This is a genomic window from Bacillus cereus group sp. BfR-BA-01383, from assembly GCF_022663495.1.
Taxonomy (GTDB): Bacteria; Bacillota; Bacilli; order Bacillales; family Bacillaceae_G; genus Bacillus_A; species Bacillus_A cereus_AU.
In genome coordinates this window covers 17053-41970 of the sequence record NZ_JAKUFP010000009.1, presented here as the reverse complement: position 1 = coordinate 41970, position 24918 = coordinate 17053, and the positions used below count along the sequence as shown (strand labels likewise).

Sequence of the window (24918 nt, the reverse complement as noted above, 5' to 3'; positions counted from 1 at the left end):
TGAATTAGGGAATGTTGACTGAGATGCATATTGCTGTCATAGGAGGAGATGCAAGACAGCTAGAAGTAATTCGCAAGCTAGTTGAATTGGATGCGAAACTTTCATTGATAGGGTTTGATCAGTTAGATCATGGTTTCACAGGGGCAGCAAAAGAAAGTATACAAAATTTAGATTTCACTTCTGTAGATGCAATTATTTTGCCAGTTGCAGGTACAAATACCAGAGGAGAAGTAGATACTATTTTTTCAAACGAAAAAGTTTCTATAACGAAAGAACAAATTGAAAATACACCAGAACACTTTACTATATATTCAGGTATTGGTACGCCTTACTTGGAAAATCTCGTATCTACTACAAACCGAAAACTTGTCAAATTATTTGATCGTGATGATGTGGCAATCTACAATTCTATTCCAACTGTAGAAGGTACATTAATGATGGTAATTCAACATACCGACTATACAATTCATGGGTCCAATGTAATGGTTTTAGGATTTGGTAGAACAGGGATGAGTGTTGCCAGAGCATTTCAATCATTAGGAGCTCACGTTAAAGTTGGAGCAAGACGATCTGAACATATTGCACGTATTACAGAAATGATGTTTTCTCCTTTTCATATGCAAGATATTGAGAAAGAAGTAGGGAATATCGATATTGTGATTAACACAATTCCGCATCTCGTTGTAACAGCCAATGTTATCTCAAAAATGCCAGCTCATACGTTAGTAATTGATTTAGCTTCTAAACCAGGCGGTACCGACTTTAGATATGCGGAAAAAAGAGGAGTCAAAGCGTTGTTAGCACCTGGATTGCCAGGTATTGTTGCTCCAAAAACGGCAGGACAAATTTTAGCGAACGTTCTTTCTCAGTTATTAACAGCAGACGCAATCGCAAAGGGGGAGGAAAAGAAATGAATTTGAAGGGGAAACGAATTGGTTTCGGGTTTACAGGTTCACATTGTACGTACGAGGAAGTTATGCCGCATTTAGAGAAGTTAATTGCAGAAGGAGCAGAAGTGCGCCCTGTTGTTTCTTATACTGTTCAATCAACAAATACTAGATTTGGAGAAGGGGCAGAGTGGATTAAAAAAATTGAAGAAGTAACAGGTTTTAAAGCAATTAATTCAATCGTTGGAGCAGAACCACTTGGACCTAAAATTCCATTAGACTGCATGGTAATCGCTCCTTTAACAGGGAATTCTATGAGTAAATTTGCGAACGCAATGACAGATTCTCCTGTACTAATGGCAGCAAAAGCGACGCTAAGAAATGGCAAGCCTGTCGTATTGGCAGTTTCGACGAATGATGCTTTAGGGTTAAATGGGGTAAATCTCATGCGCCTAATGGCTACAAAAAACATCTACTTCGTCCCATTCGGTCAAGACGCACCAGAGAAAAAACCGAACTCAATGGTAGCTCGCATGGAGCTACTTGAAGATACAGTATTAGAGGCGCTACAAGGGAAGCAATTGCAACCAGTTGTTGTAGAAAAATTCAGATATATGAATTAAAAAACGAAAAAAAACGGACAATTTTTGATGAAACCATCATTCTTACTGTAGAATATGATAAAATTAACGTTATTAAGATTAGAAGGGGTATTGTATACTCCTTCTGATTCTAAGTTATAGAAGGATTGGTATCTAGAAAGGGGCATAGTGATGGAAAAGCAAAAAACTTTTCATGTCGCTGTAGTTGGAGCAACCGGCGCAGTTGGTGAACAAATGTTAAATACTTTAGAGAAACGAGAATTTCCAATTGGGAAGTTAACGTTACTTTCATCTAAACGATCTGCAGGTAAGAAACTTGTATTTAAAGGCGAAGAATTTACAGTTCAAGAGGCAACTCCTGAAAGTTTTGAAGGAGTAGATATCGCATTATTTAGTGCTGGTGGATCTGTATCGAAACAATTAGCGCCAGAAGCAGCAAAGCGTGGTGCAATTGTTGTTGATAATACAAGTGCATTCCGTATGACAGAAAACGTGCCACTTGTTGTACCTGAAGTAAATGAAAATGATTTAAAAGAACATAATGGAATTATTGCAAATCCAAACTGTTCTACAATTCAAATGGTAGTAGCTCTTGAGCCAGTTCGTCAGCAATATGGTTTAAAACGAGTAATCGTTTCCACATACCAAGCTGTATCAGGTGCTGGTGCTGCAGCGATTGAAGAACTTCATGAACAATCACAAGCAATCTTAAATGGGGAAGAAGTTAAAGCGAATGTTTTACCTGTATCAGGTGATAAGAAACATTTCCAAATCGCTTTTAATGCGATTCCACAGATTGACAAATTCGAAGATAATGGATTTACATTTGAAGAAATGAAAATGATTAATGAAACGAAAAAAATTATGCATATGCCAGAACTAGAAGTAGCGGCGACATGTGTACGTTTACCGGTCGTATCAGGACATTCTGAGTCTGTTTACATCGAAGTAGAAAAAGAAGGCGTAACAGTAGAAGAATTCAAGAGCTTACTTGCAAATGCGGAAGGTATTGTTCTGCAAGATAATCCAGAAGAGCAGTTATATCCAATGCCAGCTACTGCAGTAGGTAAAAACGAAGTATTCGTTGGAAGAATCCGTAAAGATTTAAATAACGATAAAGGATTCCATCTTTGGGTCGTATCTGATAACTTATTAAAAGGCGCTGCATGGAATTCTGTTCAAATTGCAGAGCGCTTAGTAAAATTACAATTAGTGTAAACGGCTAAGAGAAGGTGCAAAATATGAAAATAATTGTTCAAAAATTTGGTGGCACATCAGTACGTGATGAAAATGGACGTAAGCATGCGCTTCATCATATAAAAAAATCGTTAGCTGCGGGTTATAAAGTAGTTACTGTCGTATCTGCTATGGGCCGTAAAGGCGAACCATATGCAACTGATACGTTATTAAGTCTTGTAAATCAAGAGGAATCTACTATTTCTAAACGAGAGCAAGATTTATTACTATCATGCGGAGAGTTAATCTCAGCAATCGTGTTCTCTAATATGTTGAATGAGAACGGTATAAAAGCAGCGGCATTAAATGGTGCACAAGCTGGTTTTGTAACAAACGATGATTTTACGAATGCGAAAATTGTTGAAATGAACTGTGATCGCGTACATGAAGAGTTAGAAAATGTAGATGTAGTAGTTGTTACGGGATTCCAAGGGCAAACGAAAAAAGGGGATACGACAACACTTGGACGCGGAGGTAGTGATACTTCAGCTTCAGCATTAGGTGTTGCGCTTCATGCTGAATATATTGATATCTTCACAGATGTAGAAGGTGTTATGACTGCAGATCCTCGTATTGTAAAGGATGCACGCCACCTTCAAACTGTAACGTATAACGAAATTTGTAACATGGCTTACCAAGGTGCAAAAGTTGTTCATCCACGTGCAGTTGAAATTGCGATGCATGCAAAAGTACCGCTTCGTGTACGTTCTACGTATTCTGATAGTGAAGGTACGCTGATTTCAGCATCTGATGGTGCTACAAAAGGCCGTGATGTAGAAGAACGTCCTGTTACAGGTATCGCTCATGTATCAAATGTGACGCAAATTAAAGTACTTGCAAAAGAAACGGCATATGATTTGCAACAGCATGTGTTTAAAGAAATGGCGAACGAAGGAATAAGTGTCGATTTAATTAACATTTCACCTACTGGTGTAGCTTATACGGTGAGTGATAATGTATCAAGTCATGCAGTTGAACTATTAAAGAACCTTGGATATGAGCCAATTGTGACAGAGCATTGTGCAAAAGTATCTATTGTAGGAGCTGGAATGGCAGGATACCCAGGGGTTACTGCGAAAATCGTTACAGCTTTAGCTGAAAAAGGTATTCAAATTCTGCAATCTGCAGATAGTCATACGACAATTTGGGTTCTTGTAAAAGAAACCGATTTAGTGGAAGCTGTAAATGCATTACATAGTGCGTTTGAGCTTTCAAAAGAAAAGCAACTGGAACAATAAGGAGTGAGACCATGATAGATTTTGGGACAATTGCAACCGCGATGGTAACACCGTTTGATAAAAACGGGAATATCGATTTTGCAAAGACAACGAAATTGGTAAATTATTTAATTGATAACGGTACAACAGCAATCGTGGTAGGAGGAACGACAGGTGAATCTCCTACATTAACTTCAGAAGAAAAAGTAGCGTTATATCGCCATGTCGTATCTGTTGTCGATAAAAGGGTGCCCGTAATCGCTGGAACAGGTAGCAATAATACACATGCTTCTGTTGACTTAACTAAAAAGGCAACTGAAGTTGGTGTTGATGCAGTAATGCTAGTAGCGCCGTATTATAACAAACCGAGTCAAGAGGGGATGTATCAGCACTTTAAAACTATTGCTGAAAGCACTCCACTTCCGGTTATGCTATATAACGTTCCAGGACGATCTATTGTACAAATCTCCGTTGATACAGTTGTTCGTTTATCAGAAATAGAAAACATTGTTGCGATTAAAGATGCAGGCGGCGATGTGTTAACAATGACAGAAATCATTGAAAAAACAGCGGACGACTTTGCGGTATACAGCGGTGATGACGGTTTAACGTTACCGGCTATGGTAGTTGGAGCGAAAGGTATCGTTTCTGTAGCGTCTCATGTTATTGGAAATGAAATGCAAGAAATGATTGCAGCATTCCAAGCAGGAGAATTTAAGAAGGCGCAAAAGTTACATCAATTACTTGTAAGAGTAACAGATTCATTATTTATGGCGCCAAGCCCAACTCCAGTAAAAACAGCGTTACAAATGGTTGGATTAGATGTAGGTTCTGTACGTTTACCACTTCTTCCATTAACAGAAGAAGAAAGAGTGACGTTACAATCTGTAATGCAATCTATTCCTCGTTAATAAAAATGACCTAGTGTGAAACTAGGTCATTTTTTTATTAGCATGACAATGCTTTAATCTGCTTTAAAGTGGAGTTTTTTGTAAAAAAATTTAGGTTCTCCTCTCTCATCTGTATATGCTCCCATAATATCAAAATCATTTTTATATTATGCCACTTGTTTTTTTGTTTTTGTTTGTCAAAGTATTATGTTGTTCTTACATTAATTTGGAGGAAATCCTTTAATTTATGTAGTGACTGTCACCCCCGCCAAGTCAAATGTGAGATTTAACTTTATTAAATTCGTATTCAATTTTGTTATCTACAACTTTTTCATCATGCTGCAACGTTTATAAGGAAAGAATATTGTATTATTAGTTTCCTTAAAGAGTAGTTGCTATTAAAGAAAATACTTTTGTGTAAGTGTAGTAAACTTTCGGTTAAGTTTTTAGGAGAAATTGTTTCAAATGTGACGTAATTCATGGAAAAGCTTCATTTCATAAGTATTTTTGTTCAATTCTAGAAGAATAAGTCTAGAAATTCTATAGAATGAAATTAATTTAGAGTATGTAGGGGGATTTCTTCGGAAAATATGGAGCATCAAAGCTAAGTAAGTATGTTGAATACTTTTATTGTAACTCCTTCCTTTTACTTTTTCTTTCTCACGATTTCACTTGTGTTCTATTTCTTGTATCAGGTATAATATGGCTAAGTAGCTTAGTACGGGTATGCTTAGCAAAATTGGAAAAAATTATAATTTAATTAAATTTTCATATCATATCGAATAAGATATTTGATTTATATAATGAAAGAGAGGTGAAACCTGGTTTAAAAAATAAACAAGGACATGATATCGCATAACGGTAAGGACATTCGTCTTGGACGGTGAATATATGGTGGTTGTAGAGTTTCCCCTGGTGTCTCTACAATTTTAGTGAAATCAGTGTTTGCAAGATTTTTAAACCAGGCAACAACATGAAGAGAAAAGAGAATGAGTCTGTTAAAGTATTTGCTCTTGGTGGAGTAGGTGAAATCGGGAAAAACATGTACTGTGTTGAAATTGATTCTGAAATCTTTATTGTAGATGCAGGATTAATGTTCCCAGGAGATGAAATGTTTGGAATTGATATCGTTATTCCTGATATTACATACTTAGTGGAAAATCAAGAGCGAGTAAAAGGTTTATTTATTACTCACGGTCATGAAGATCATATTGGTGGAATTGTTTACGTGCTTCGTAAATTATCTATTCCAGTGTATGCAACGAAATTAACGGTAGGACTTATACAAGAAAAACTTGGCGAAGCGGGCATGTTAGGCCGTGTAGACTTAAAAACAATCGACTCAAATTCAACAGTAGAGTTTAATACTACAACAGTTTCATTCTTTGGAACGACACATAGTATTCCGGATTCTGTTGGTGTTTGTTTCCATACATCAAAAGGTGCTGTCGTATATACGGGAGACTTTAAATTCGATCAAACTCCAATTGGAAATAGTGGAGCAGACCTTGGAAAGATGGCACAAATCGGAAATGAAGGCGTACTTTGCTTATTATCTGATAGTACAAATGCTGAGCGTCCAGGCTATACAGGTTCGGAAAAAGAAGTTGGGGTAGAAATTTCTAAAGTATTCTACGGCGCAGAAGGTCGTATTATCGTTGCTTCATTTGCATCGAATGTACACCGTATTCAACAAGTGTTTGATGCAGCTGCTGAAACGGGAAGAAAAGTGGCAGTAGTGGGACGTAGTATGGTGAAAGTAGTAGACATTGCTAGACGTCTTGGTTATTTAGATGTTCCAGAAGGTATGGTTATTTCACTGCAAGAAGTAGATAATTTCCCAGAGAAAAAGGTAGCTATTTTAACGACAGGTAGCCAAGGTGAACCGATGGCAGCCCTTTCTAGAATGGCGAAGCAAGCACATAAACAAATTTCAATTCGTAAAGGTGATACTGTTATTATTGCGGCTTCTCCAATTCCAGGTAATGAAATTTCTGTATCAAAAATTATTGACTTATTATTTAGAGCTGGTGCGGAAGTTGTTTATTATGGTGAGAGAAAAGTCCACGTTTCAGGTCACGGTAGCCAAGAAGAATTAAAACTAATGTTAAATTTAATGAAACCGAAATATTTTGTACCCGTACATGGTGAGTTCCGTATGCAAAAAGCACATGCATATTTAGCTGAAGATGTAGGTATTGCAAGAGAAAATATCTTTATCGTAGAAAAAGGCGATGTAATTGCTTTTGGTGACGATGAAGTAAACTTAGTTGGTAAAGTACAAGCTGGTAATGTTTTAATTGATGGACTAGGTGTAGGTGACGTTGGAAATATCGTTCTTCGAGATAGAAAGATGTTATCTCAAGACGGAATATTAGTAGTTGTTGTAACACTTGGTAAAGATGAAAAGAAAATAATCTCTGGTCCAGAAATCATTTCACGTGGCTTTGTATATGTTCGTGAATCAGAAGCGTTAATTGACCGATCTACAGAGATTGTACGTATGATTGTTGAGCAATCAATTAAAGAGTATTCGATTGAATGGTCTATGTTAAAACAAAATATCCGTGAGTTATTAGGACAGTTCTTGTACGAAGAGACAAAGAGAAAGCCTATGATCTTACCGATTATTATGGAAGTGTAAAAAAGATCACCTTTACGGGTGATCTTTTTTCTTTTCTAACTCCATCGAATGAAATTTATAACTTAAGAAATAATAGTTATATACGAGTGAAAGGGGATGCGATATGACAGAACGTGATCGTTATACAAATGAGGAGAAAGAAGCTGAGCCAAAAGAAACTGGGAAAGAAGCTTCGATAGTAGAGAAAATTCAACAACTTGGACAAACAAATGTACCACAAATGAATGAATCGCGTATTCATTGTTTAACAATTGTTGGGCAAGTGGAAGGTCATATTCAGTTGCCTCCGCAAAACAAAACAACAAAATATGAGCATATCATTCCGCAAATTGTCGCGATTGAACAAAATCCGAAAATTGAAGGTTTGCTTTTAATATTAAACACAGTTGGAGGTGACGTTGAAGCTGGATTAGCGATTTCTGAGATGGTAGCTTCGCTTTCAAAGCCGACGGTATCTCTTGTTTTGGGCGGGGGACATTCCATTGGTGTACCAATTGCTGTCTCTACTGATTATTCATTTATTGCGGAAACCGCGACGATGACAATTCATCCAATTCGTTTAACGGGTCTTGTCATAGGTGTGCCACAAACATTTGAGTATTTGGATAAAATGCAAGAAAGAGTCAGTCGATTTGTGACGAAGCATTCGAAAGTAACGGAAGATCGTTTTAAAGAGCTTATGTTTGCGAAAGGAAATTTGACGCGAGATATTGGGACGAATGTAATTGGTGGAGATGCGGTGAAGTATGGTCTTATAGATGATGTCGGTGGTATTGGTAGTGCACTTCGAAAATTAAACGAATTAATTGATGAACGCACAGACAATCATACAGAAGGGACAATGTTACAATGATTTTATATACAATTATGCCAGAGCAACTTGTATATCCGGCCGATTATTCACAATGCGAAAGCCAAAAAGTTGTGAATATAAATGGCGTGGAATTAATGGTTTCTGAGGAAAATAATCAATGTTATTCTATTGTACGTGTGTTAAGTACAAACCCGTTTGACTACTTAGATTATGAGCCTGGACAGAAAATAACCTTTTAGCAAAAAGAAGGATTTTGTTTAGAAGCTATGGTATAATATAAAAAACAAGACGGTTGAGCAGCCATGAGTAGGCTGCTTTCTTCTGTTTATTTAACATTTTACAAGAAGTGTAAAAATAGAAGATACAAAGACCTGAAAAATAGAGAAAACAGACATATAAGTAGGGCTTTTTTAAAAGGAAGTTTACTTATATGTAGAACGTGAGGTGAAGAAATGGCAAAACAAAAGCAAAGAGGGACGAAGGCAAAGGCAAGACGTACGATAAAGCCAACTTTGTATTATGAAATCGTCGGTTTAACTCTTTTTGCACTTTCAATCATTACGATTTTACAGCTAGGTGTTGTAGGAAAATCGTTTGTGTTGTTTTTTCGCTTCTTCTTTGGTGAGTGGTACATAATTGGTGTGTTAGGTGTGATAGCTTTATCTGTTTCGTTTGTTATAAAACGTGGATGGCCAAACCTTTTAAATAAACGGTTAATCGGAGTTTATTTAATTGTATTGGCGATATTAATGTTTAGTCATATTACATTATTTAACCTTCTTACGAAAGATGGAGCAGTGCAAAATACTTCTGTTATTGTGAGTACGAAAGATAACTTCTTTCTTGAAATGAAAAAGGGGCCAGATAGCGTTCATTTAGGCGGTGGTATGTTTGGTGCACTTATGTTTGCAACATGTTACTTCCTATTTGACGAAGTAGGAGCCTATATCATTGGAATTATTTTAGTGATTCTTGGAATACTCTGTATAACAAATAAACATATTGGAGAAGTGTTAGCTCCGGTTGGTAGAATTCTTAGAAGTCAATTTGAAGTGATGCAAGAGGATTATAAAGATTGGAGATCCAAAAGAACCGCTGAACAAACAGAAAAGAAAAAAACAACAAGAAGTACAAGGCGTGAACGTGCTGTAGAGCGAGAAGACGCTATTGAACCAGTAGAGGAGATAGAAATTGGGCCGCCAATTATTTCGAACTTTACTGAGAACTATCCAGTGAGTGAAGAGACGGAAGAGCGTATAGAAGAAAATGAAAATGACTTAATTACTTCGCCGTTTATTGAAGAGGCAGCTCCGTCTACGCCAGTAGAGCAACCGCAAAAGAAACGTGGAGGAAAAATCGTTGAATCACTAGAGAGTGAAACGCAAGCACCTCCTATGCAATTTTCAAATGTGGAAAATAAAGACTATAAGCTTCCTTCTCTTGAGATATTGAAATTCCCAAAAAATAAACAAGTAACAAATGAAAATGCGGAGATTTATGAGAATGCTCGTAAATTAGAACGGACATTCCAAAGTTTTGGTGTGAAAGCGAAAGTAACCAAAGTGCATAGAGGTCCGGCAGTTACGAAGTATGAAGTGTATCCAGATATGGGAGTGAAGGTAAGTAAAATTGTTAGTTTAAGTGATGATTTAGCGCTTGCGTTGGCGGCAAAAGATATTCGTATTGAAGCACCTATTCCCGGGAAATCAGCTGTAGGGATTGAGGTTCCAAATTCGGAAGTTTCGATGGTAACGCTTAGAGAAGTTCTGGATTCAAAGGCTAATAATCACCCGGAAGAGAAGCTATTAATTGGTCTTGGACGAGATATTACAGGTGAAGCTGTATTGGCTCGTTTAAATAAAATGCCCCATTTACTAGTAGCTGGTGCGACTGGTAGTGGGAAAAGTGTATGTATTAACGGTATTATTGTTAGTATTTTAATGCGTGCAAAACCGCATGAAGTAAAATTGATGATGATCGATCCGAAAATGGTAGAGTTAAATGTATATAACGGTGTTCCGCACTTATTAACGCCAGTTGTGACTGATCCGAAAAAGGCATCACAAGCTTTGAAAAAAGTTGTGAGTGAGATGGAGCGTCGTTATGAATTATTTGCTCATAGTGGCACACGTAACATTGAAGGATATAATGATTATATTAAAGAACACAATAGTCAATCAGAGGCAAAACAACCTGAATTACCGTATATTGTAGTAATTGTGGACGAGTTAGCGGACTTAATGATGGTTGCTTCTTCAGATGTAGAGGATGCGATTATGCGACTAGCGCAAATGGCTCGTGCTGCTGGTATTCATTTAATTATAGCGACGCAACGTCCGTCAGTTGATGTTATTACGGGTGTTATTAAAGCGAATATTCCATCACGTATTGCATTCGCTGTATCTTCGCAAACGGATTCCCGTACAATTCTTGACGGTGGTGGCGCGGAGAAATTACTAGGTCGAGGAGATATGCTGTTTATACCTATTGGTGCATCAAAGCCAGTACGTGTACAAGGGGCATTTTTATCAGATGATGAAGTTGAAAGAGTTGTAGAATATGTTATTGGACAGCAAAAAGCACAGTATCAAGAAGATATGATTCCGCAAGATGTTCCTGATACAAAGCGGGAAGTAGAAGATGAATTATATGATGAAGCAGTTCAGCTTGTAGTGGAAATGCAAACGGCATCTGTTTCTATGCTGCAACGTAGGTTTAGAGTAGGTTATACGCGAGCTGCTCGTTTAATTGATGCAATGGAAATGAACGGTGTAGTAGGTCCTTATGAAGGTAGTAAACCGAGAGAAGTGCTCATTAATGATGTACAAGAAAAAAGTTCTTAAAAAAAAGCCTAATTGTTTTTACAATTAGGCTTTTTTATATGCTGTTTTTGTTATATACTATAGTCATTGATAAAGAAAGGGCTTACATTTAGGGCGATTCTTTAGAATACGAATACTATGATTATAATTTTTATAAACGTTCGATATTCAATGTAGAAAAATGTTAGATTTTGTTGACACGTATGGGAGCAAGTGGTAAGATTACTTCGAAAAGAATCACTGCCTCATATAATCTTGGAGATAAGGTCCATAAGTTTCTACCTGGCAACCATGAATTGCTGGACTATGAGGGGAAAAGTGTGTAACAAAGGATGTAAAGGATCTTTGTGCCGAACTTTTTCTCGATATGAGGAATGTTTATGGTGCAAAGTTTTTTTATAGAGTAAAGAGTGAAAATTTATTCTTGAAAAATTATTAATATTTATTCGACAATTATGCTTATTTTTAGTATTTAGTAATTTGCTATGTTGTAAGTTGAAAAAAGAGAAAAGAAGTCTTACATCAGAGGTCGAATAATTGAAATGCGGGGGAGTCTTATGTCAGTAAAATCCGATAGTCGTCACCTATACTTACGGGTGATAGATCACATCAAAGAAAAAATTAAAGATGGAGCTTACAAAGAAAGACAAAAGTTACCATCAGAGTTTGATTTAGCGAAAGAGCTTGGCGTAAGTAGAGCAACTTTAAGGGAAGCACTGCGTATTTTAGAGGAAGAAAATGTTGTCATTCGTAGACACGGTGTGGGGACATTTGTAAATGCGAAACCGTTGTTTTCTTCTGGAATTGAGCAACTTTCTAGTATTACAGATATGATTTCTAGTGTGGGGAAAACACCGGGAACAATCTTTTTATCATCATCTACAACAACTTTAACAGAAGAAGAAAAAGAGAAATTTAATTGTGAAGATGGATTTAATGCAGTAATGATAGAGCGTGTGCGTACAGCAGATGGCGAACCAGTTGTATATTGCGTTGATAAACTGGCAAAAGAGATTTTACCAGATTTATCTGGATACAATGAGGAATCGTTGCTAACTGTTATACATAATAATACGCACAAGCGTATCACGTACGCTGTTGCTCACATTGAGCCAATAGGTTATCATCCGAAAATTTCACCGATTTTAGAATGTGAACCTGAAACAGCGCTGCTAGTTCTAAAGCAAATGCATTATGATCAAAATGATGAACCAATCTTGTATTCTATCAATTACTTTAGAGCTGATAAGTTTAGCTTCCATGTATTAAGAAAGCGTATGTAGGTAAGTTCCATTTTAGGGAGGTGACAGCAAGAAGTTAGGGACAGCAGCGTAAGAATAAAGATATATATATCATTTTAGGAGGGGTTTCTAGTATGAAGAAAAAAACAGGTCTATTATTATCGTTAACGTTAGCAGCAAGTACAGTGTTAGGTGCATGTGGTAACTCGGATAAGGCGAGCAGTGACAAGAAAGACACGAAAGACAATAAAGACTTCAAGGTTGGTTTGGTAACAGACGTTGGGGGCGTTGATGATAAGTCATTTAACCAATCTTCTTGGGAAGGATTACAAAAATTTGGTAAAGATAATGACTTAAAAGAAAAGACAAATTATCGTTATCTTCAGTCTGAAAAAGAAGCTGATTATATTCCGAATTTAAAGAAATTCTCAAAAGATAAATATGATTTAACTTTCGGAATTGGTTATAAATTAGAAGGTGCAATTAAAGAAGTAGCAAAAGAATCTCCAAAACAACAATTTGCAATCGTTGATACTGTAGTAGAGGCACCAAATGTAACGAGTATTACATTTAAAGATCATGAAGGATCATTCCTTGTAGGTGCGGTGGCAGCTATGTCAACAAAAACGAATAAAGTAGGATTTGTTGGTGGAATGAAGAGTGACTTAATTAGTAAATTTGAAAATGGATTTAAAGCTGGTGCAAAAGCAGTAAATCCAAACATTGAAATTGTATCTGAATATGCAGAAGCATTCGATAAACCTGAAAAAGGTACAGTTCTTGCGTCGGCAATGTACGGTCAAGGTGTAGATGTAATTTATCATGCTGCTGGTGGTACAGGTAATGGAGTATTTACTGAAGCGAAAAACCGTAAGAAAAAAGGTGAAAATGTTTGGGTAATCGGTGTTGACCGTGACCAAAATCAAGAAGGTATGCCTGAAAACGTAACATTAACTTCAATGGTAAAACGCGTTGATATCGCTGTAGAAAAAGTAGCGCAAGAAGCAAAAGACGGTAAATTAGAAGGCGGTAAAGTAGAAGCGTTTGGCTTAAAAGATGACGGTGTTGGTATTTCAAAAACAACTGACAATGTGAAAAAAGTTAACCCTGAAATTTTAACAAAAGTAGAAGAGTTTGAAAAGAAAATTACAGATGGTGAAATTAAAGTACCAGCTACAGATAAAGAGTATAAAGAATATGAAGCTTCTCTAAAAAAATAAATAGAGAAATAGCAAAGGTTAGTTCATAGAACTAACCTTTGTATGTATAAAACTTCCGAATTGCTTAATAAGTTAATAGTGTAATAGGGGAATGTTCCCTGTTAAAAGGAGGAACACAATGGAATACGTAATTGAGATGAATAACATTACGAAAGTATTCCCAGGCATTGTAGCGAATGATGATATTACGCTGCAAGTAAAGCAGGGAGAAATACATGCTTTACTTGGAGAAAATGGTGCAGGGAAATCCACATTGATGAATGTACTATTTGGTTTGTACCAACCAGAACAAGGTGAAATTAAAATTAAAGGAAAAACTGTAAAAATTACAAATCCGAATATAGCAAATGACCTAGGTATTGGAATGGTCCATCAACACTTTATGCTTGTTCATAATTTTACAGTTACAGAGAATATTATTCTCGGAAATGAACCGAAGAAAAAAGGGAAAATTGCTATTGAAGATGCTGCGAAAGAGATTCAAAAACTGTCTGAGCAATATGGTTTATCTGTGGATCCATATGCAAAAATACAAGATATTTCTGTAGGTATGCAGCAGCGTGTTGAAATTTTGAAAACATTGTATCGCGGGGCGGGAATTTTAATATTTGATGAACCGACTGCTGTGTTAACACCTCAAGAAATACATGAGTTGATTCAAATTATGAAGAAGCTTGTACAAGAAGGAAAATCTATCATTCTTATTACACATAAGTTAAAAGAAATTATGGAAGTTTGCGATCGTTGTACAATTATTCGCAAAGGAAAAGGGATTGGAACCGTTGACGTTGTAAATACGGATGAACATAAACTTGCAGAATTAATGGTCGGACGTCAAGTGAATTTTAAAACAGAGAAAATAGACGCGAAACCAAAAGAAGAGGTACTTTCAATTGCAAACCTTGTTGTTCACGATGCGCGTCAACTACCTGCTGTAAAAGGCCTTGACTTAACTGTTCGTGCGGGGGAGATTGTTGGTATTGCAGGGATTGATGGAAATGGACAAAGTGAATTAATAGAAGCAATTACTGGTTTACGAAAAGTTGAGTCAGGTTCTATTGCAATTAAAGGGAAAGAAATAACGAATTGGCCTGTTAGAAGAATAACAGAAGAAGGAATTGGTCATATTCCAGAAGATCGTCATAAACACGGACTCGTTCTTGATTTTTCTGTTAGAGATAATATAGTTCTGCAAACGTACTATAAAAATCCGTTTTCAAAGAAAGGGATTTTAAATTTCAGCAAAATTACAGAAAAAGCAAAGGCGCTTATTGAGCAGTTTGATGTACGTACACCTGGTGAGCAAACGTTAGCTCGTGCACTATCTGGAGGAAACCAGCAAAAGGCAATTATTGCACGTGAAGTAGACCGTGATCCAGATTTGTTAATTGCAGCACAGCCAACACGTGGCTTAGATGTAGGCGCAATTGAATTTATTCATAAGAGATTAATAGAGCAAAGAGATAAAGGAAAAGGTGTATTACTTTTATCACTAGAGTTAGAGGAAATCTTAAATGTTAGCGATCGAATTGCTGTTATTTATGAAGGGAAAATTGTAGCAATTGTTGATGCGAAAGAAACGAATGAACAACAGCTTGGATTGTTAATGGCTGGAGGAACAAAGAAGGAGCAGGTGGGTACAAATGGCTAAAAAACTTTTAACAGAACGAACGATAAATATTTTAGTCCCAGTACTATCCGTTATTTTCGGTCTACTTGTAGGAGCAATTGTAATGCTAGTTAGTGGCTATGACCCAATTGTTGGTTATAGTGCACTTTGGACGGGGATGTTTGGTAGCGCAAGTGCGATTGGTGAGACGCTTCGTACAATGATACCGCTTATTCTTGCTGGATTATCAGTGGCGTTTGCATTTCGTACAGGTTTATTTAATATCGGGGTAGAGGGTCAATTGTTAGTTGGTTGGCTTGCAGCGGTTTGGTTCGGTTATGCAGTCTCACTACCAGCTTTCCTTCATATTCCATTATCTATTTTATTCGCAGCATTGGTAGGCGGGATTTGGGGTTTCATCCCTGGATATTTAAAGGGAAAGTTTCAAGTTAATGAAGTTATTGTAACAATTATGATGAACTATATCGCGTTATATGTAACATATGACATTATTAAGCGTTTCTTACACGAGGGTAATGATAAAACGTACGATATTAAAGAGAGTGCGTCATTATCTTCAGATTGGCTTGCTTCCATTACCGATGGTTCACGCCTTCACTGGGGAATTGTTGTGGCTATTTTAGTAGCTATCTTAATGTGGTTCTTATTAGATCGAACAACTTTAGGTTACGAATTAAAGTCAGTAGGATTTAATCAACATGCTTCTCAATATGCAGGTATGAAAGTTTCTCGTAATGTAGTAATCTCCATGACAATTGCTGGTGCATTTGCAGGGATTGGTGGAGCAATGGAAGGGCTAGGAACATTCCAAAGCATGACAGCGATGTCTTCGTTTACAGGAGTAGGATTTGACGGGATTGCCGTAGCGCTCCTTGGAGGAAATAACCCGTTTGGTATTATTCTTTCAGCATTATTATTTGGTGGTTTGAAAAGTGCTTCCCCTCAAATGAACTTTGAGGCAGATGTACCATCAGAGCTTATTAACGTAATTATTGCGTGCATCATCTTCTTTGTTGCATGTAGTTATGTGCTAAGATGGGCGCTTACACGCATGAGCAAGGAGGGGAAATAAATGAGCTTTTTAGATATATTAGCCATTCTTGTGACGGGTACGTTATATACATCAGCACCTATAATTTTCACAGCACTAGGTGGTGTATTTAGTGAACGATCGGGTGTTGTAAATATTGGATTAGAAGGACTAATGATATTTGGTGCATTTATTGGAGTTGTTACAAACCTATTAATGGGCGATACTTGGGGAACGATGACTCCGTGGATTGCATTATTATTTGCGGCAATTGGTAGTGGATTATTCGCATTACTTCATGCGGTAGCATCTATTACATTCCGAGCTGATCAAGTTGTAAGTGGTGTAGCGATTAACTTCTTATCTCTTGGTTTAACAGTATTTGCAATTAAGAAGATTTTTGATAAAGGACAGACTGACTTTATTCAGTATCGTATTGAAAAGATTGACATTCCAGGCCTTTCGGATATTCCGGTTATAGGGAAAATATTCTTCTCAAACGTACCAATAACGTCGTATATTGCCATTATTTTAGCATTCGTTGTTTGGTATGTTATTTATAAAACGCCGTTCGGGCTTCGTCTACGTGCTGTTGGTGAACACCCAATGGCAGCGGATACGATGGGGATTAATGTATATAAAATGCGTTATATTGCAGTTTGTATATCAGGGGTGTTTGCTGGAATCGGTGGGGCGATTTTTGCAATGTCAATTTCTAATAACTTCTCAGGAGCAACTATTACAGGACAAGGTTTCTTAGCTTTAGCTGCTATGATTTTTGGAAAGTGGAATCCACTAGGTGCATTAGGTGCAGCTCTATTCTTTGGTTTTGCGCAGTCTCTTAGTGTAACTGGCGGAACAATTCCTGTATTAGACCAAATTCCAAGTGTTTTATTAACGATATTACCGTATGTATTCACAATATTAGCACTTGTCGGTTTTGTAGGCCGATCTGAAGCTCCGAAAGCATTAGGAACGCCTTATGAAAAAGGAAAACGATGAGTATTTAGAAAGTATAAGAAAAGCTCGCACATTAGTGCGGGCTTTTTTACATAGAATATATGTAATACGGAGTTTTACGATGTTCCTTACATATTAAAGTTTTTAGAAAGAGTCGTTTGTAAGCATAATAAGGAAGAAAAGTTGATTTTTTATTTCTAAAAACTGTATATTGAAGAGGAATATTCCTATATACGTAAAGGAGGGCTATAAATGAAACTAATGGAACAACAACTACATGAGTTAGGTGGTTTGCGCGTACATATTATTCCGACTGATAAATATAAAACGAATACCTTTGTATTTCGTTTTAAAGCGCCTTTAAATGAGGAGACGGTGACAGAGCGTGCCCTATTGCCATACGTATTGCAAAGTGCGACAGAAAAATTGCCTTCTGTAATTCGTCTTCGTCAATATTTAGAAGAATTATACGGGTCTTCTTTAGCGGTGGATGTAAGTAAAAAAGGAGAAGACCATATCATCTCCATTTATGTAGACATTGCAAATGAAGTATATTTACATGATGCACCACCGTTATTTGAAAAAGCGCTTTCTATGTTATCAGATATTGTTTTGCACCCGGCAACGGAAGGAAATGGTTTTTTACCCTCTATTGTAGAAAGTGAAAAAAGAGCGCTCTTACAGCGAATTGAAGCTACTTATGATGATAAAATGCGTTATGCAAATGAACGTTTAATTGAAGAAATGTGTAAAGTAGAACCATACCGCTTAAGTGCAAATGGAAAAAAAGAAAGTGTTTCTTCTATTACAAATGAAAGTCTGTATCAATATTATCAAAAAGTGTTAGCGGAAGATGAAATGGATCTTTATATTATTGGCGATATTTCAGAAAACGCAGTCGATCTTGTAAGTAAGTATTTTTCTATCTCACCGCGTCCTGTGAAAGAGAGAAATGTACTTCTTCATAAGCGAAATAATGAAGAAAAAGAAGTTGTTGAAAAACAAGAATTAAAACAAAGTAAATTACACATTGGTTATCGTACGTTTGTCACGTATAAAGATGAAGATTATTTTGCACTGCAATTGTTCAATGGATTGTTTGGAGGATTTTCTCACTCGAAGTTATTCGTAAATGTTCGTGAAAAGAATAGTTTAGCGTACTATGCAGCATCACGCTTTGAAAGTCATAAAGGCTTATTGTTTGTTATGTCAGGAATCGAAGCGAAAAATTATGAAAAAGCAGTTGAGATTATTAAAGAACAAATGCTGGCGATGCAAAACGGAGATTTTTCTGAAGAAGAGATGCATCAAACAAAAAGTGTCATTCAAAATCAAATTTTAGAGGCGATTGATACACCACGTGGATTTGTGGAAATGCTGTATCATGGCATTATTTCAGATCGTACGCGTCCAGTTGAAGAATGGCTTACTGGTATTGAAAGTGTGACGAAAGAAGAAATTGTGAAAATTGCTAAAAATATTGAACTAGATACAATTTACTTTTTACATGGAACGGAGGGAGAATAAATGGAGAAAATAGTTTATGAGCAATTAAAAGAGACGCTCTATTATGAAAAACTTCCTAATGGATTAGATGTATACGTTTTACCGAAGCAAGGGTTTAATAAAACATTTGCGACGTTTACGACGAAATATGGTTCTATGGATAATACATTTGTACCATTAGGTAAAGAAGAAATGATTCGTGTGCCTGATGGAATTGCTCATTTTCTTGAGCATAAATTGTTTGAAAAAGAAGATCATGATGCTTTCCAATTGTTTAGTAAACAAGGGGCATCGGCAAATGCTTTTACATCTTTCGCACGAACAGCTTACCTTTTTTCATGTACATCAAATGTAGAACAAAATTTAAATACATTGTTAAACTTCGTACAAGAGCCTTACTTCTCTGAAAAAACCGTTGAAAAAGAGAAAGGGATTATCGGACAGGAAATTCAAATGTATCAAGATAATCCAGATTGGCGTTTATACTTTGGGTTAATTGATAGTTTGTTTGTAAAGCACCCAATTAAAATTGATATTGCAGGAACAATCGAGTCTATTAGTAAAATTACGAAAGATTTATTATATGAATGTTATGAAACATTTTATCATCCAAGTAATATGTTATTATTTGTTGTTGGTGCAATTGATCCAGAGAAAACAATGGATTTAATACGTGAAAATCAAGCGAAAAAAGATTATAAAAACCAACCAGAAATTGTACGTTCATTTGAAGAAGAACCAGATGAGGTAAATGAAAAGAAAAAAATTATTTCAATGCCTGTACAAACACCGAAATGTTTAGTAGGTATTAAAGCGACAAATTTAAAAGAAAAAGGGAAAGCTCTTTTAAAGCAAGAAATTGCGCTTACTTTACTTTTAGATTATTTATTTGGAAAAAGTTCCGTTGATTACGAATCTTTATATAATGAAGGGCTTATTGATGATTCGTTCTCGTATGACTATACGGAAGAAAATAACTTCGGTTTTGCGATGGTTGGCGGCGATACGAAGCAACCAGATGAATTGGCAGAACGTTTGAAAGGTATTTTATTAAAAACAAATTATGATCAATTAGATGAAGCAGCATTAGAGCGAGTGAAGAAAAAGAAAATTGGTGGTTTTTTACGCTCGTTGAATTCACCGGAATATATTGCAAATCAGTTTACACGATATGCGTTTAATGAATCTAGCCTATTCGATGCATTGACTGTATTAGAAGGGCTAACCGTTCAAGACTTACAGGAAGTAGCAAAAATATTATTATCAGAAGAACAAATGAGCGTTTGTCAGGTTTTACCGAAAAAATAAAATTTTAAAGATACCCTCATCTTATTATTGAAAAATTGTAAGATGAGGGTATTATTTAGTTGTGTGAAAATTGAACTTGTAGAGATAAGAGAGGGAATTTATGAAAAAGTATGCGTTAGTAACTGGAGGGAGCGGAGGGATTGGCTCTGCTATTTCGAAACAATTAATTCAAGATGGATATACAGTTTATGTTCATTACAATAACAGTGAAGAGAAGGTAATTGAGTTACAGAAGGAATGGGATGGAGTAATCCCTGTTAAAGCTAATTTAGCTTCTAGTGATGGGGCCGAGCAATTGTGGAAACAAATTGAACATCCTATTGATGTGATTGTATACGCAGCTGGGAAGAGTATCTTTGGACTAGTAACAGATGTAACAAACGACGAATTGGATTATATGGTAGAACTTCAAGTGAAGAATGTATATAAACTGCTTTCAATGGCACTTCCACCTATGATTGGGAGGAGAAGTGGTAATATTGTAATTGTTTCGTCTATATGGGGGCAAATAGGTGCTTCTTGTGAAGTACTATATTCAATGGTAAAGGGAGCACAAAACTCTTATGTAAAAGCTTTAGCGAAAGAGGTTTCTTTAAGTGGAATACGTGTGAATGCAGTAGCGCCAGGGGCAATTGAAACTGAAATGTTAAGTGTCTTTTCTGAAGAAGAAAAAATTGGAATTGCTGAAGATATTCCATTAGGTAGAATAGGACTACCGGAAGAGGTAGCAAAAACAGTCTCCTTCCTTGTTTCTCCAGGAGCTTCTTATATTACCGGGCAAATTATTGGAGTCAATGGCGGTTGGCATTGCTAAAAATATTTACATAAAAAAACAAGAAATTGTACAAATTAAGCATGATTCTATTACTCAATAGTGAGGTGCTTAAACATGTCAGTGTTAGATAATTTTGATCAGTGGAAGAGCTTTTTAGGAGAACGTTTAGAACAAGCGGGAGGAAAAGGGCTTGATGGTGGTGCCGTATCAGATATGGCATTTCGTGTTGGTGATTATTTAGCAAATGAAGTAGAAGCGCGCAATGATCAAGAAAAATTATTGTCTGAGCTTTGGAAAGTTGCTGATGAACAAGAGCAACATACAATCGCAAATTTAATGGTGAAGTTTGTACAACATAAGTAAAAATAGAGAGGAGATTCTCCTCTCTATTTTTTTTGTATAATAATTACACAGGATAGATTATACATTTAGCTTCCCTATTAAGGTGAAATCATATAATATAGTACGTAGGTGTAAAGTAAGCAAGGGGAGTGATCTTGGATGATTGAATGGTATTTTGAATATGAAATACATAAAAACCGACCTGGCTTGCTTGGTGACGTTTCTTCGTTAATCGGTATGCTCGGCATTAATATTGTCACAATTAATGGTGTAGATAATGCACGACGTGGGTTACTTCTTATGTGTGATAATCAAGAGCAAATCTCTAGACTTGAATCAATTTTAAATACGATGGATAACATAACGGTAACGAAATATCGTCCGCCAAAGTTAAGAGATAAGCTAGCGGTTAGACATGGCAGGTACATCCAACGAGATGCAGATGATAAGAAAACATTTCGATTTGTGCGTGATGAATTAGGATTACTGGTAGATTTTATGGCGGAAATAATGAAAAAAGAAGGTCATAAACTAATTGGGATACGAGGAATGCCTCGTGTTGGAAAAACAGAATCTATTGTTGCCGCAAGTGTGTGTGCAAATAAGAAATGGTTATTCGTATCATCTACTCTTATTAAGCAAACTGTTCGTAGCCAATTGATTGAAGATGAGTATAGCGACGATAATATTTTCATCCTAGATGGAATTGTGTCAACAAAGCGTGCGAATGAAAGACATTGGCAACTTGTTCGTGAAATTATGAGATTGCCTGCAACGAAAGTTGTGGAACATCCTGATGTGTTTGTGAGTCAGTCAGAATACACATTGGATGATTTTGATTATATTATCGAATTGCGTAACGATTATGATGAAGAAATTCAATATAATTTAGTAGATGAAATTGAGCAAGGTACGCAAAATAATTTCTCTATGTTTGACTTTTAAAGAAATATTGAGGTGTTAGTAGTGACAGAATTAGGACAAAAGCTGAAAGAAGTAAGAGAAGCGAAAGGCTTGTCTATTGATCAGCTGCATGAGATTACAAAAATTCAAAAACGCCATTTAATAGCGATTGAAGAAGGCAATTATGATGTATTGCCAGGAGCTTTTTATGCGCGTGCGTTCATTAAACAATACGCAGATGCGATTGGATTAAATGGAGAAGAACTGCTTGTAGAATATCAGAGTACGATACCACAATCTGAAAAACGTGAAGTCCCACAAGTATCAACTGGACAAAAAACACAAGAAACAATGCAAAAATCTTCATCATGGCCAATTGCAGATCATATGCCGAAAATGTTGATTGCGTTGTTAGTAATCGCATTTGGAGTGGTAGTTTGGTTTGTTTTTCAAGCATTAACTGGAAAAGATGAGGAGAAAGTTCCGAGTGCTCAAAGTGAGAAAATTGAAGTTAAAAAAGCGGAAAATTCTCCACTAGATACGAAAAAAGAAGAAGCGAAAGCGGAAGAGCCTAAAAAAGAGGAACCAAAGAAAGAAGAACCTAAAAAAGAAGAACCAAAGAAAGAGGAACAACCAGCGCAACCAACTGGACAGCAAGAGATAAAAGTAGTTGGGACAACTGGAAAGGAATCCACTTTGGAAATTCATAATAATAAAACGTTAGAGCTAGAAATTACAACAAAAGGCGCAAGTTACGTAGGTATTAAAAATGAGGCAGGAAATGATATCTTTAGTGGTACAATAGAGGAAGGCCAGACCCAAAAATATGATTTATCAACAGCGAAAGAGGTAAACCTTAATATAGGAAGTGCACCGAATGTTGAATTTAAATTGAATGGCCAAGTCGTTTCATTCCCGTTGAATCCAGAAGAGAATTATCATCAAAAATTCTTGATTAAAAATCTAGGGATAAATCAACCTGCACAATAACAGTCATCGCTTCGATGACTTTTTTCAATGAACAAATGTTTTTGATATGATGGAGGAATAGCTGTGAATTTACCAAATAAAATTACAATATCTAGAATCTTCTTAATCCCAATTTTTATGGTAATTATGTTAGCGCCCTTTAATTGGGGCTCATATAGAATTGGTGATGTTGATTTGCCAATTCAACATTTAGTAGGAGCGCTGATCTTTATTGTTGCTTCAGCTACAGATTGGATTGATGGACATTACGCAAGAAAGTATAATCTTGTAACAAACTTAGGGAAATTCCTTGACCCGTTAGCAGATAAATTACTTGTTTCGGCAGCACTTATCACATTAGTAGAGATGCAATACGTACCTGCTTGGATCGTCATTGTAATTATAAGCCGTGAGTTTGCAGTAACAGGTTTACGTCTTGTACTTGCTGGAACAGGAGAAGTAGTTGCAGCAAATCAGCTAGGGAAAATTAAGACTTGGACACAAATTATCGCGATTGCAGCATATTTATTACACGATGTACCTTTAAATTTAATCCATATTCCGGTTGCTGATATTTTTATATGGATTGCACTATTCTTTACTGTTATTTCAGGATGGGATTATTTCTGGAAAAATAGAGCTGCTTTTGTAAACTCAAAATAGAAGTTTATGGGGGAATTGGGATGAATGCTGAAATTATTGCGGTTGGAACGGAATTATTACTTGGACAAATTGCAAATACAAATGCCCAGTTTTTATCTGAAAAGTTAGCTTCAATCGGAATTAATGTGTATTATCATACTGTCGTTGGTGATAATAACAAGAGATTACAGAAGGCAATTGAAGTTGCTGAAGAACGCGCTGATATGCTTATTTTCACAGGTGGATTAGGACCGACAAAAGATGATTTAACGAAAGAAACGATAGCGTCTAGCTTAGGTGAAGAGCTTGTGTATGATGAAAAGGCATTAACATCGATAAGCGATTATTTTAAGCGTACAGGCCGTGAATTTACGGAGAATAATAAAAAGCAGGCGCTCGTTTTAAATGGATCGACAGTATTTGCGAATGATCACGGTATGGCACCTGGCATGGGTTTAAATAAGAATGGAAAAGTTTATATTTTATTACCAGGACCACCGAAAGAGATGAAGCCGATGTATGCAAGTTATGTAGAACCGTTTTTACGTAACTTTACAACGGGAGAAAACATTTATTCTCGAGTGCTTCGCTTTTTTGGTATCGGGGAGTCCCAATTAGAGGTGAAAGTTCAAGATTTAATTGATGGGCAAACAAACCCGACAATCGCCCCACTCGCAAATGATGGAGAAGTGACATTGCGCTTAACTGCGAAACATCAAAATGTTGATGAGGCGGAGAAGCTAATTCAGCATGTGGAAGATTTGATTTTAGAAAGAGTAGGAGAATTTTTCTACGGATATGACCAAGAATTTCTGCATCATAAGGTGATAGAGTTATTGAAGAAAAAAGGATTAACTTTAGCGTGTGCAGAAAGTTTAACAGGTGGTCTCTTCGGAAATCAAGTAACAGAACATGCTGGTGTGTCTTCAGTATTTAAAGGCGGTGTTATTTGTTATCATAATGATGTGAAACAGCATATTTTACATGTGCCTGAAGAAGTGTTGCATAGTGATGGTGCGGTTAGTAAAGAATGTGCTCGTTATCTTGCGGAAAATGTTAAAGGATTATTAAAAGCAGATATCGGAGTTAGTTTCACTGGGGTAGCAGGACCAGACGCTTCAGAACATAAAGAGCCGGGAACAGTATTTGTTGGCTTGGCGATTAAGGATGAACGAACTGTAGTCTTTCCTCTTAATTTAAGTGGGAGTCGTCAACAAATAAGGGAACGATCGGCAAAATATGGATTTTATCATTTATATAAAAAGCTAGAAGAGATATAA

The 24918-nt window shown here is 36.4% G+C and carries 22 protein-coding genes and 1 riboswitch; all 22 genes read left to right on the top strand.

The window, feature by feature from the left end:
* Positions 1–11 precede the first annotated feature (11 nt).
* Complete coding sequence (gene dpaA / locus MR065_RS11300) at positions 12–914, top strand: dipicolinic acid synthetase subunit A (protein WP_097902922.1); 903 nt, start codon at positions 12–14, stop codon at positions 912–914.
* Positions 911–1510, top strand: a complete 600-nt coding sequence (dpaB, locus tag MR065_RS11295) for a dipicolinate synthase subunit B (RefSeq protein ID WP_001049480.1) — start codon at positions 911–913, stop codon at positions 1508–1510. Before dpaA ends, dpaB begins: the two co-directional genes overlap by 4 nt.
* Positions 1511–1660: 150 nt before the next feature.
* Positions 1661–2707, top strand: a complete 1047-nt coding sequence (asd, locus tag MR065_RS11290) for an aspartate-semialdehyde dehydrogenase (RefSeq protein WP_000414852.1) — start codon at positions 1661–1663, stop codon at positions 2705–2707.
* A gap of 23 nt (positions 2708–2730) precedes the next feature.
* Positions 2731–3963, top strand: coding sequence for an aspartate kinase (gene dapG, locus MR065_RS11285; RefSeq protein WP_097902921.1), 1233 nt, complete (start codon positions 2731–2733; stop codon positions 3961–3963).
* A gap of 11 nt (positions 3964–3974) precedes the next feature.
* Positions 3975–4853, top strand: a complete 879-nt coding sequence (dapA, locus tag MR065_RS11280; RefSeq protein WP_097902920.1) for a 4-hydroxy-tetrahydrodipicolinate synthase — start codon at positions 3975–3977, stop codon at positions 4851–4853.
* A 952-nt stretch (positions 4854–5805) separates the two neighbouring features.
* Positions 5806–7476, top strand: a complete 1671-nt coding sequence (locus MR065_RS11275) for a ribonuclease J (RefSeq protein WP_242213710.1) — start codon at positions 5806–5808, stop codon at positions 7474–7476.
* Between the two features lie 103 nt (positions 7477–7579).
* Entirely contained in the window at positions 7580–8329 is a 750-nt protein-coding gene (gene tepA, locus MR065_RS11270; protein ID WP_097902918.1) for a translocation-enhancing protein TepA, read from the top strand.
* Complete coding sequence (locus MR065_RS11265; protein WP_000605030.1) at positions 8326–8529, top strand: YlzJ-like family protein; 204 nt, start codon at positions 8326–8328, stop codon at positions 8527–8529. Before tepA ends, MR065_RS11265 begins: the two co-directional genes overlap by 4 nt.
* 213 nt (positions 8530–8742) lie before the next feature.
* Positions 8743–11133 (top strand): DNA translocase FtsK, encoded by a 2391-nt coding sequence (locus tag MR065_RS11260; RefSeq protein WP_242213709.1) that lies wholly within the window; start codon positions 8743–8745, stop codon positions 11131–11133.
* A gap of 204 nt (positions 11134–11337) precedes the next feature.
* Positions 11338–11439, top strand: a riboswitch (purine riboswitch).
* A 230-nt stretch (positions 11440–11669) separates the two neighbouring features.
* Positions 11670–12395, top strand: a complete 726-nt coding sequence (locus MR065_RS11255; protein ID WP_000114180.1) for a GntR family transcriptional regulator — start codon at positions 11670–11672, stop codon at positions 12393–12395.
* Between the two features lie 92 nt (positions 12396–12487).
* A complete protein-coding gene (locus MR065_RS11250; protein ID WP_000730602.1) occupies positions 12488–13573 on the top strand; it encodes a BMP family lipoprotein in 1086 nt (361 codons plus the stop codon).
* A gap of 118 nt (positions 13574–13691) precedes the next feature.
* Positions 13692–15224: an ABC transporter ATP-binding protein gene (locus MR065_RS11245; RefSeq protein WP_000456932.1), complete on the top strand. Its 1533-nt coding sequence runs from the start codon at positions 13692–13694 to the stop codon at positions 15222–15224.
* Positions 15217–16275, top strand: a complete 1059-nt coding sequence (locus tag MR065_RS11240; RefSeq protein WP_097902915.1) for an ABC transporter permease — start codon at positions 15217–15219, stop codon at positions 16273–16275. The genes MR065_RS11245 and MR065_RS11240 overlap by 8 nt, the downstream gene beginning before the upstream one ends.
* A complete protein-coding gene (locus tag MR065_RS11235; RefSeq protein WP_000008850.1) occupies positions 16276–17235 on the top strand; it encodes an ABC transporter permease in 960 nt (319 codons plus the stop codon).
* A 210-nt stretch (positions 17236–17445) separates the two neighbouring features.
* Complete coding sequence (gene yfmF / locus MR065_RS11230; RefSeq protein WP_097902914.1) at positions 17446–18720, top strand: EF-P 5-aminopentanol modification-associated protein YfmF; 1275 nt, start codon at positions 17446–17448, stop codon at positions 18718–18720.
* Positions 18721–20007 (top strand): EF-P 5-aminopentanol modification-associated protein YfmH, encoded by a 1287-nt coding sequence (gene yfmH, locus MR065_RS11225; protein WP_242213707.1) that lies wholly within the window; start codon positions 18721–18723, stop codon positions 20005–20007. It abuts the gene before it with no gap.
* 100 nt (positions 20008–20107) lie between these two features.
* Positions 20108–20821 carry an elongation factor P 5-aminopentanone reductase gene (ymfI, locus tag MR065_RS11220; protein WP_097902912.1) on the top strand — a complete coding sequence of 238 codons (714 nt, stop codon included), beginning with the start codon at positions 20108–20110 and terminating at the stop codon, positions 20819–20821.
* A gap of 75 nt (positions 20822–20896) precedes the next feature.
* On the top strand, positions 20897–21145 hold the full coding sequence (locus MR065_RS11215; RefSeq protein WP_000114449.1) for a DUF3243 domain-containing protein: 249 nt from the start codon (positions 20897–20899) through the stop codon (positions 21143–21145).
* A gap of 138 nt (positions 21146–21283) precedes the next feature.
* Positions 21284–22069 carry a DUF3388 domain-containing protein gene (locus tag MR065_RS11210; RefSeq protein WP_097902911.1) on the top strand — a complete coding sequence of 262 codons (786 nt, stop codon included), beginning with the start codon at positions 21284–21286 and terminating at the stop codon, positions 22067–22069.
* Between the two features lie 21 nt (positions 22070–22090).
* Positions 22091–23017 (top strand): helix-turn-helix domain-containing protein, encoded by a 927-nt coding sequence (locus MR065_RS11205; protein ID WP_097902910.1) that lies wholly within the window; start codon positions 22091–22093, stop codon positions 23015–23017.
* A gap of 63 nt (positions 23018–23080) precedes the next feature.
* Positions 23081–23659 carry a CDP-diacylglycerol--glycerol-3-phosphate 3-phosphatidyltransferase gene (gene pgsA / locus MR065_RS11200; RefSeq protein WP_098769144.1) on the top strand — a complete coding sequence of 193 codons (579 nt, stop codon included), beginning with the start codon at positions 23081–23083 and terminating at the stop codon, positions 23657–23659.
* Positions 23660–23679: 20 nt separating this feature from the next.
* Positions 23680–24918 carry a competence/damage-inducible protein CinA gene (cinA, locus tag MR065_RS11195; RefSeq protein WP_242213705.1) on the top strand — a complete coding sequence of 413 codons (1239 nt, stop codon included), beginning with the start codon at positions 23680–23682 and terminating at the stop codon, positions 24916–24918.

Excerpts from the sequence above, each read along its gene's own strand:
- dpaA (WP_097902922.1), top strand. The coding sequence starts at position 12 with ATGTTGACTGAGATGCATATTGCTGTCATAGGAGGAGATGCAAGACAG.
- dpaB (WP_001049480.1), top strand. The coding sequence starts at position 911 with ATGAATTTGAAGGGGAAACGAATTGGTTTCGGGTTTACAGGTTCACAT.
- asd (WP_000414852.1), top strand. The coding sequence starts at position 1,661 with ATGGAAAAGCAAAAAACTTTTCATGTCGCTGTAGTTGGAGCAACCGGC.
- dapG (WP_097902921.1), top strand. The coding sequence starts at position 2,731 with ATGAAAATAATTGTTCAAAAATTTGGTGGCACATCAGTACGTGATGAA.
- dapA (WP_097902920.1), top strand. The coding sequence starts at position 3,975 with ATGATAGATTTTGGGACAATTGCAACCGCGATGGTAACACCGTTTGAT.
- MR065_RS11275 (WP_242213710.1), top strand. The coding sequence starts at position 5,806 with ATGAAGAGAAAAGAGAATGAGTCTGTTAAAGTATTTGCTCTTGGTGGA.
- tepA (WP_097902918.1), top strand. The coding sequence starts at position 7,580 with ATGACAGAACGTGATCGTTATACAAATGAGGAGAAAGAAGCTGAGCCA.
- MR065_RS11265 (WP_000605030.1), top strand. The coding sequence starts at position 8,326 with ATGATTTTATATACAATTATGCCAGAGCAACTTGTATATCCGGCCGAT.
- MR065_RS11260 (WP_242213709.1), top strand. The coding sequence starts at position 8,743 with ATGGCAAAACAAAAGCAAAGAGGGACGAAGGCAAAGGCAAGACGTACG.
- MR065_RS11255 (WP_000114180.1), top strand. The coding sequence starts at position 11,670 with ATGTCAGTAAAATCCGATAGTCGTCACCTATACTTACGGGTGATAGAT.
- MR065_RS11250 (WP_000730602.1), top strand. The coding sequence starts at position 12,488 with ATGAAGAAAAAAACAGGTCTATTATTATCGTTAACGTTAGCAGCAAGT.
- MR065_RS11245 (WP_000456932.1), top strand. The coding sequence starts at position 13,692 with ATGGAATACGTAATTGAGATGAATAACATTACGAAAGTATTCCCAGGC.
- MR065_RS11240 (WP_097902915.1), top strand. The coding sequence starts at position 15,217 with ATGGCTAAAAAACTTTTAACAGAACGAACGATAAATATTTTAGTCCCA.
- MR065_RS11235 (WP_000008850.1), top strand. The coding sequence starts at position 16,276 with ATGAGCTTTTTAGATATATTAGCCATTCTTGTGACGGGTACGTTATAT.
- yfmF (WP_097902914.1), top strand. The coding sequence starts at position 17,446 with ATGAAACTAATGGAACAACAACTACATGAGTTAGGTGGTTTGCGCGTA.
- yfmH (WP_242213707.1), top strand. The coding sequence starts at position 18,721 with ATGGAGAAAATAGTTTATGAGCAATTAAAAGAGACGCTCTATTATGAA.
- ymfI (WP_097902912.1), top strand. The coding sequence starts at position 20,108 with ATGAAAAAGTATGCGTTAGTAACTGGAGGGAGCGGAGGGATTGGCTCT.
- MR065_RS11215 (WP_000114449.1), top strand. The coding sequence starts at position 20,897 with ATGTCAGTGTTAGATAATTTTGATCAGTGGAAGAGCTTTTTAGGAGAA.
- MR065_RS11210 (WP_097902911.1), top strand. The coding sequence starts at position 21,284 with ATGATTGAATGGTATTTTGAATATGAAATACATAAAAACCGACCTGGC.
- cinA (WP_242213705.1), top strand. The coding sequence starts at position 23,680 with ATGAATGCTGAAATTATTGCGGTTGGAACGGAATTATTACTTGGACAA.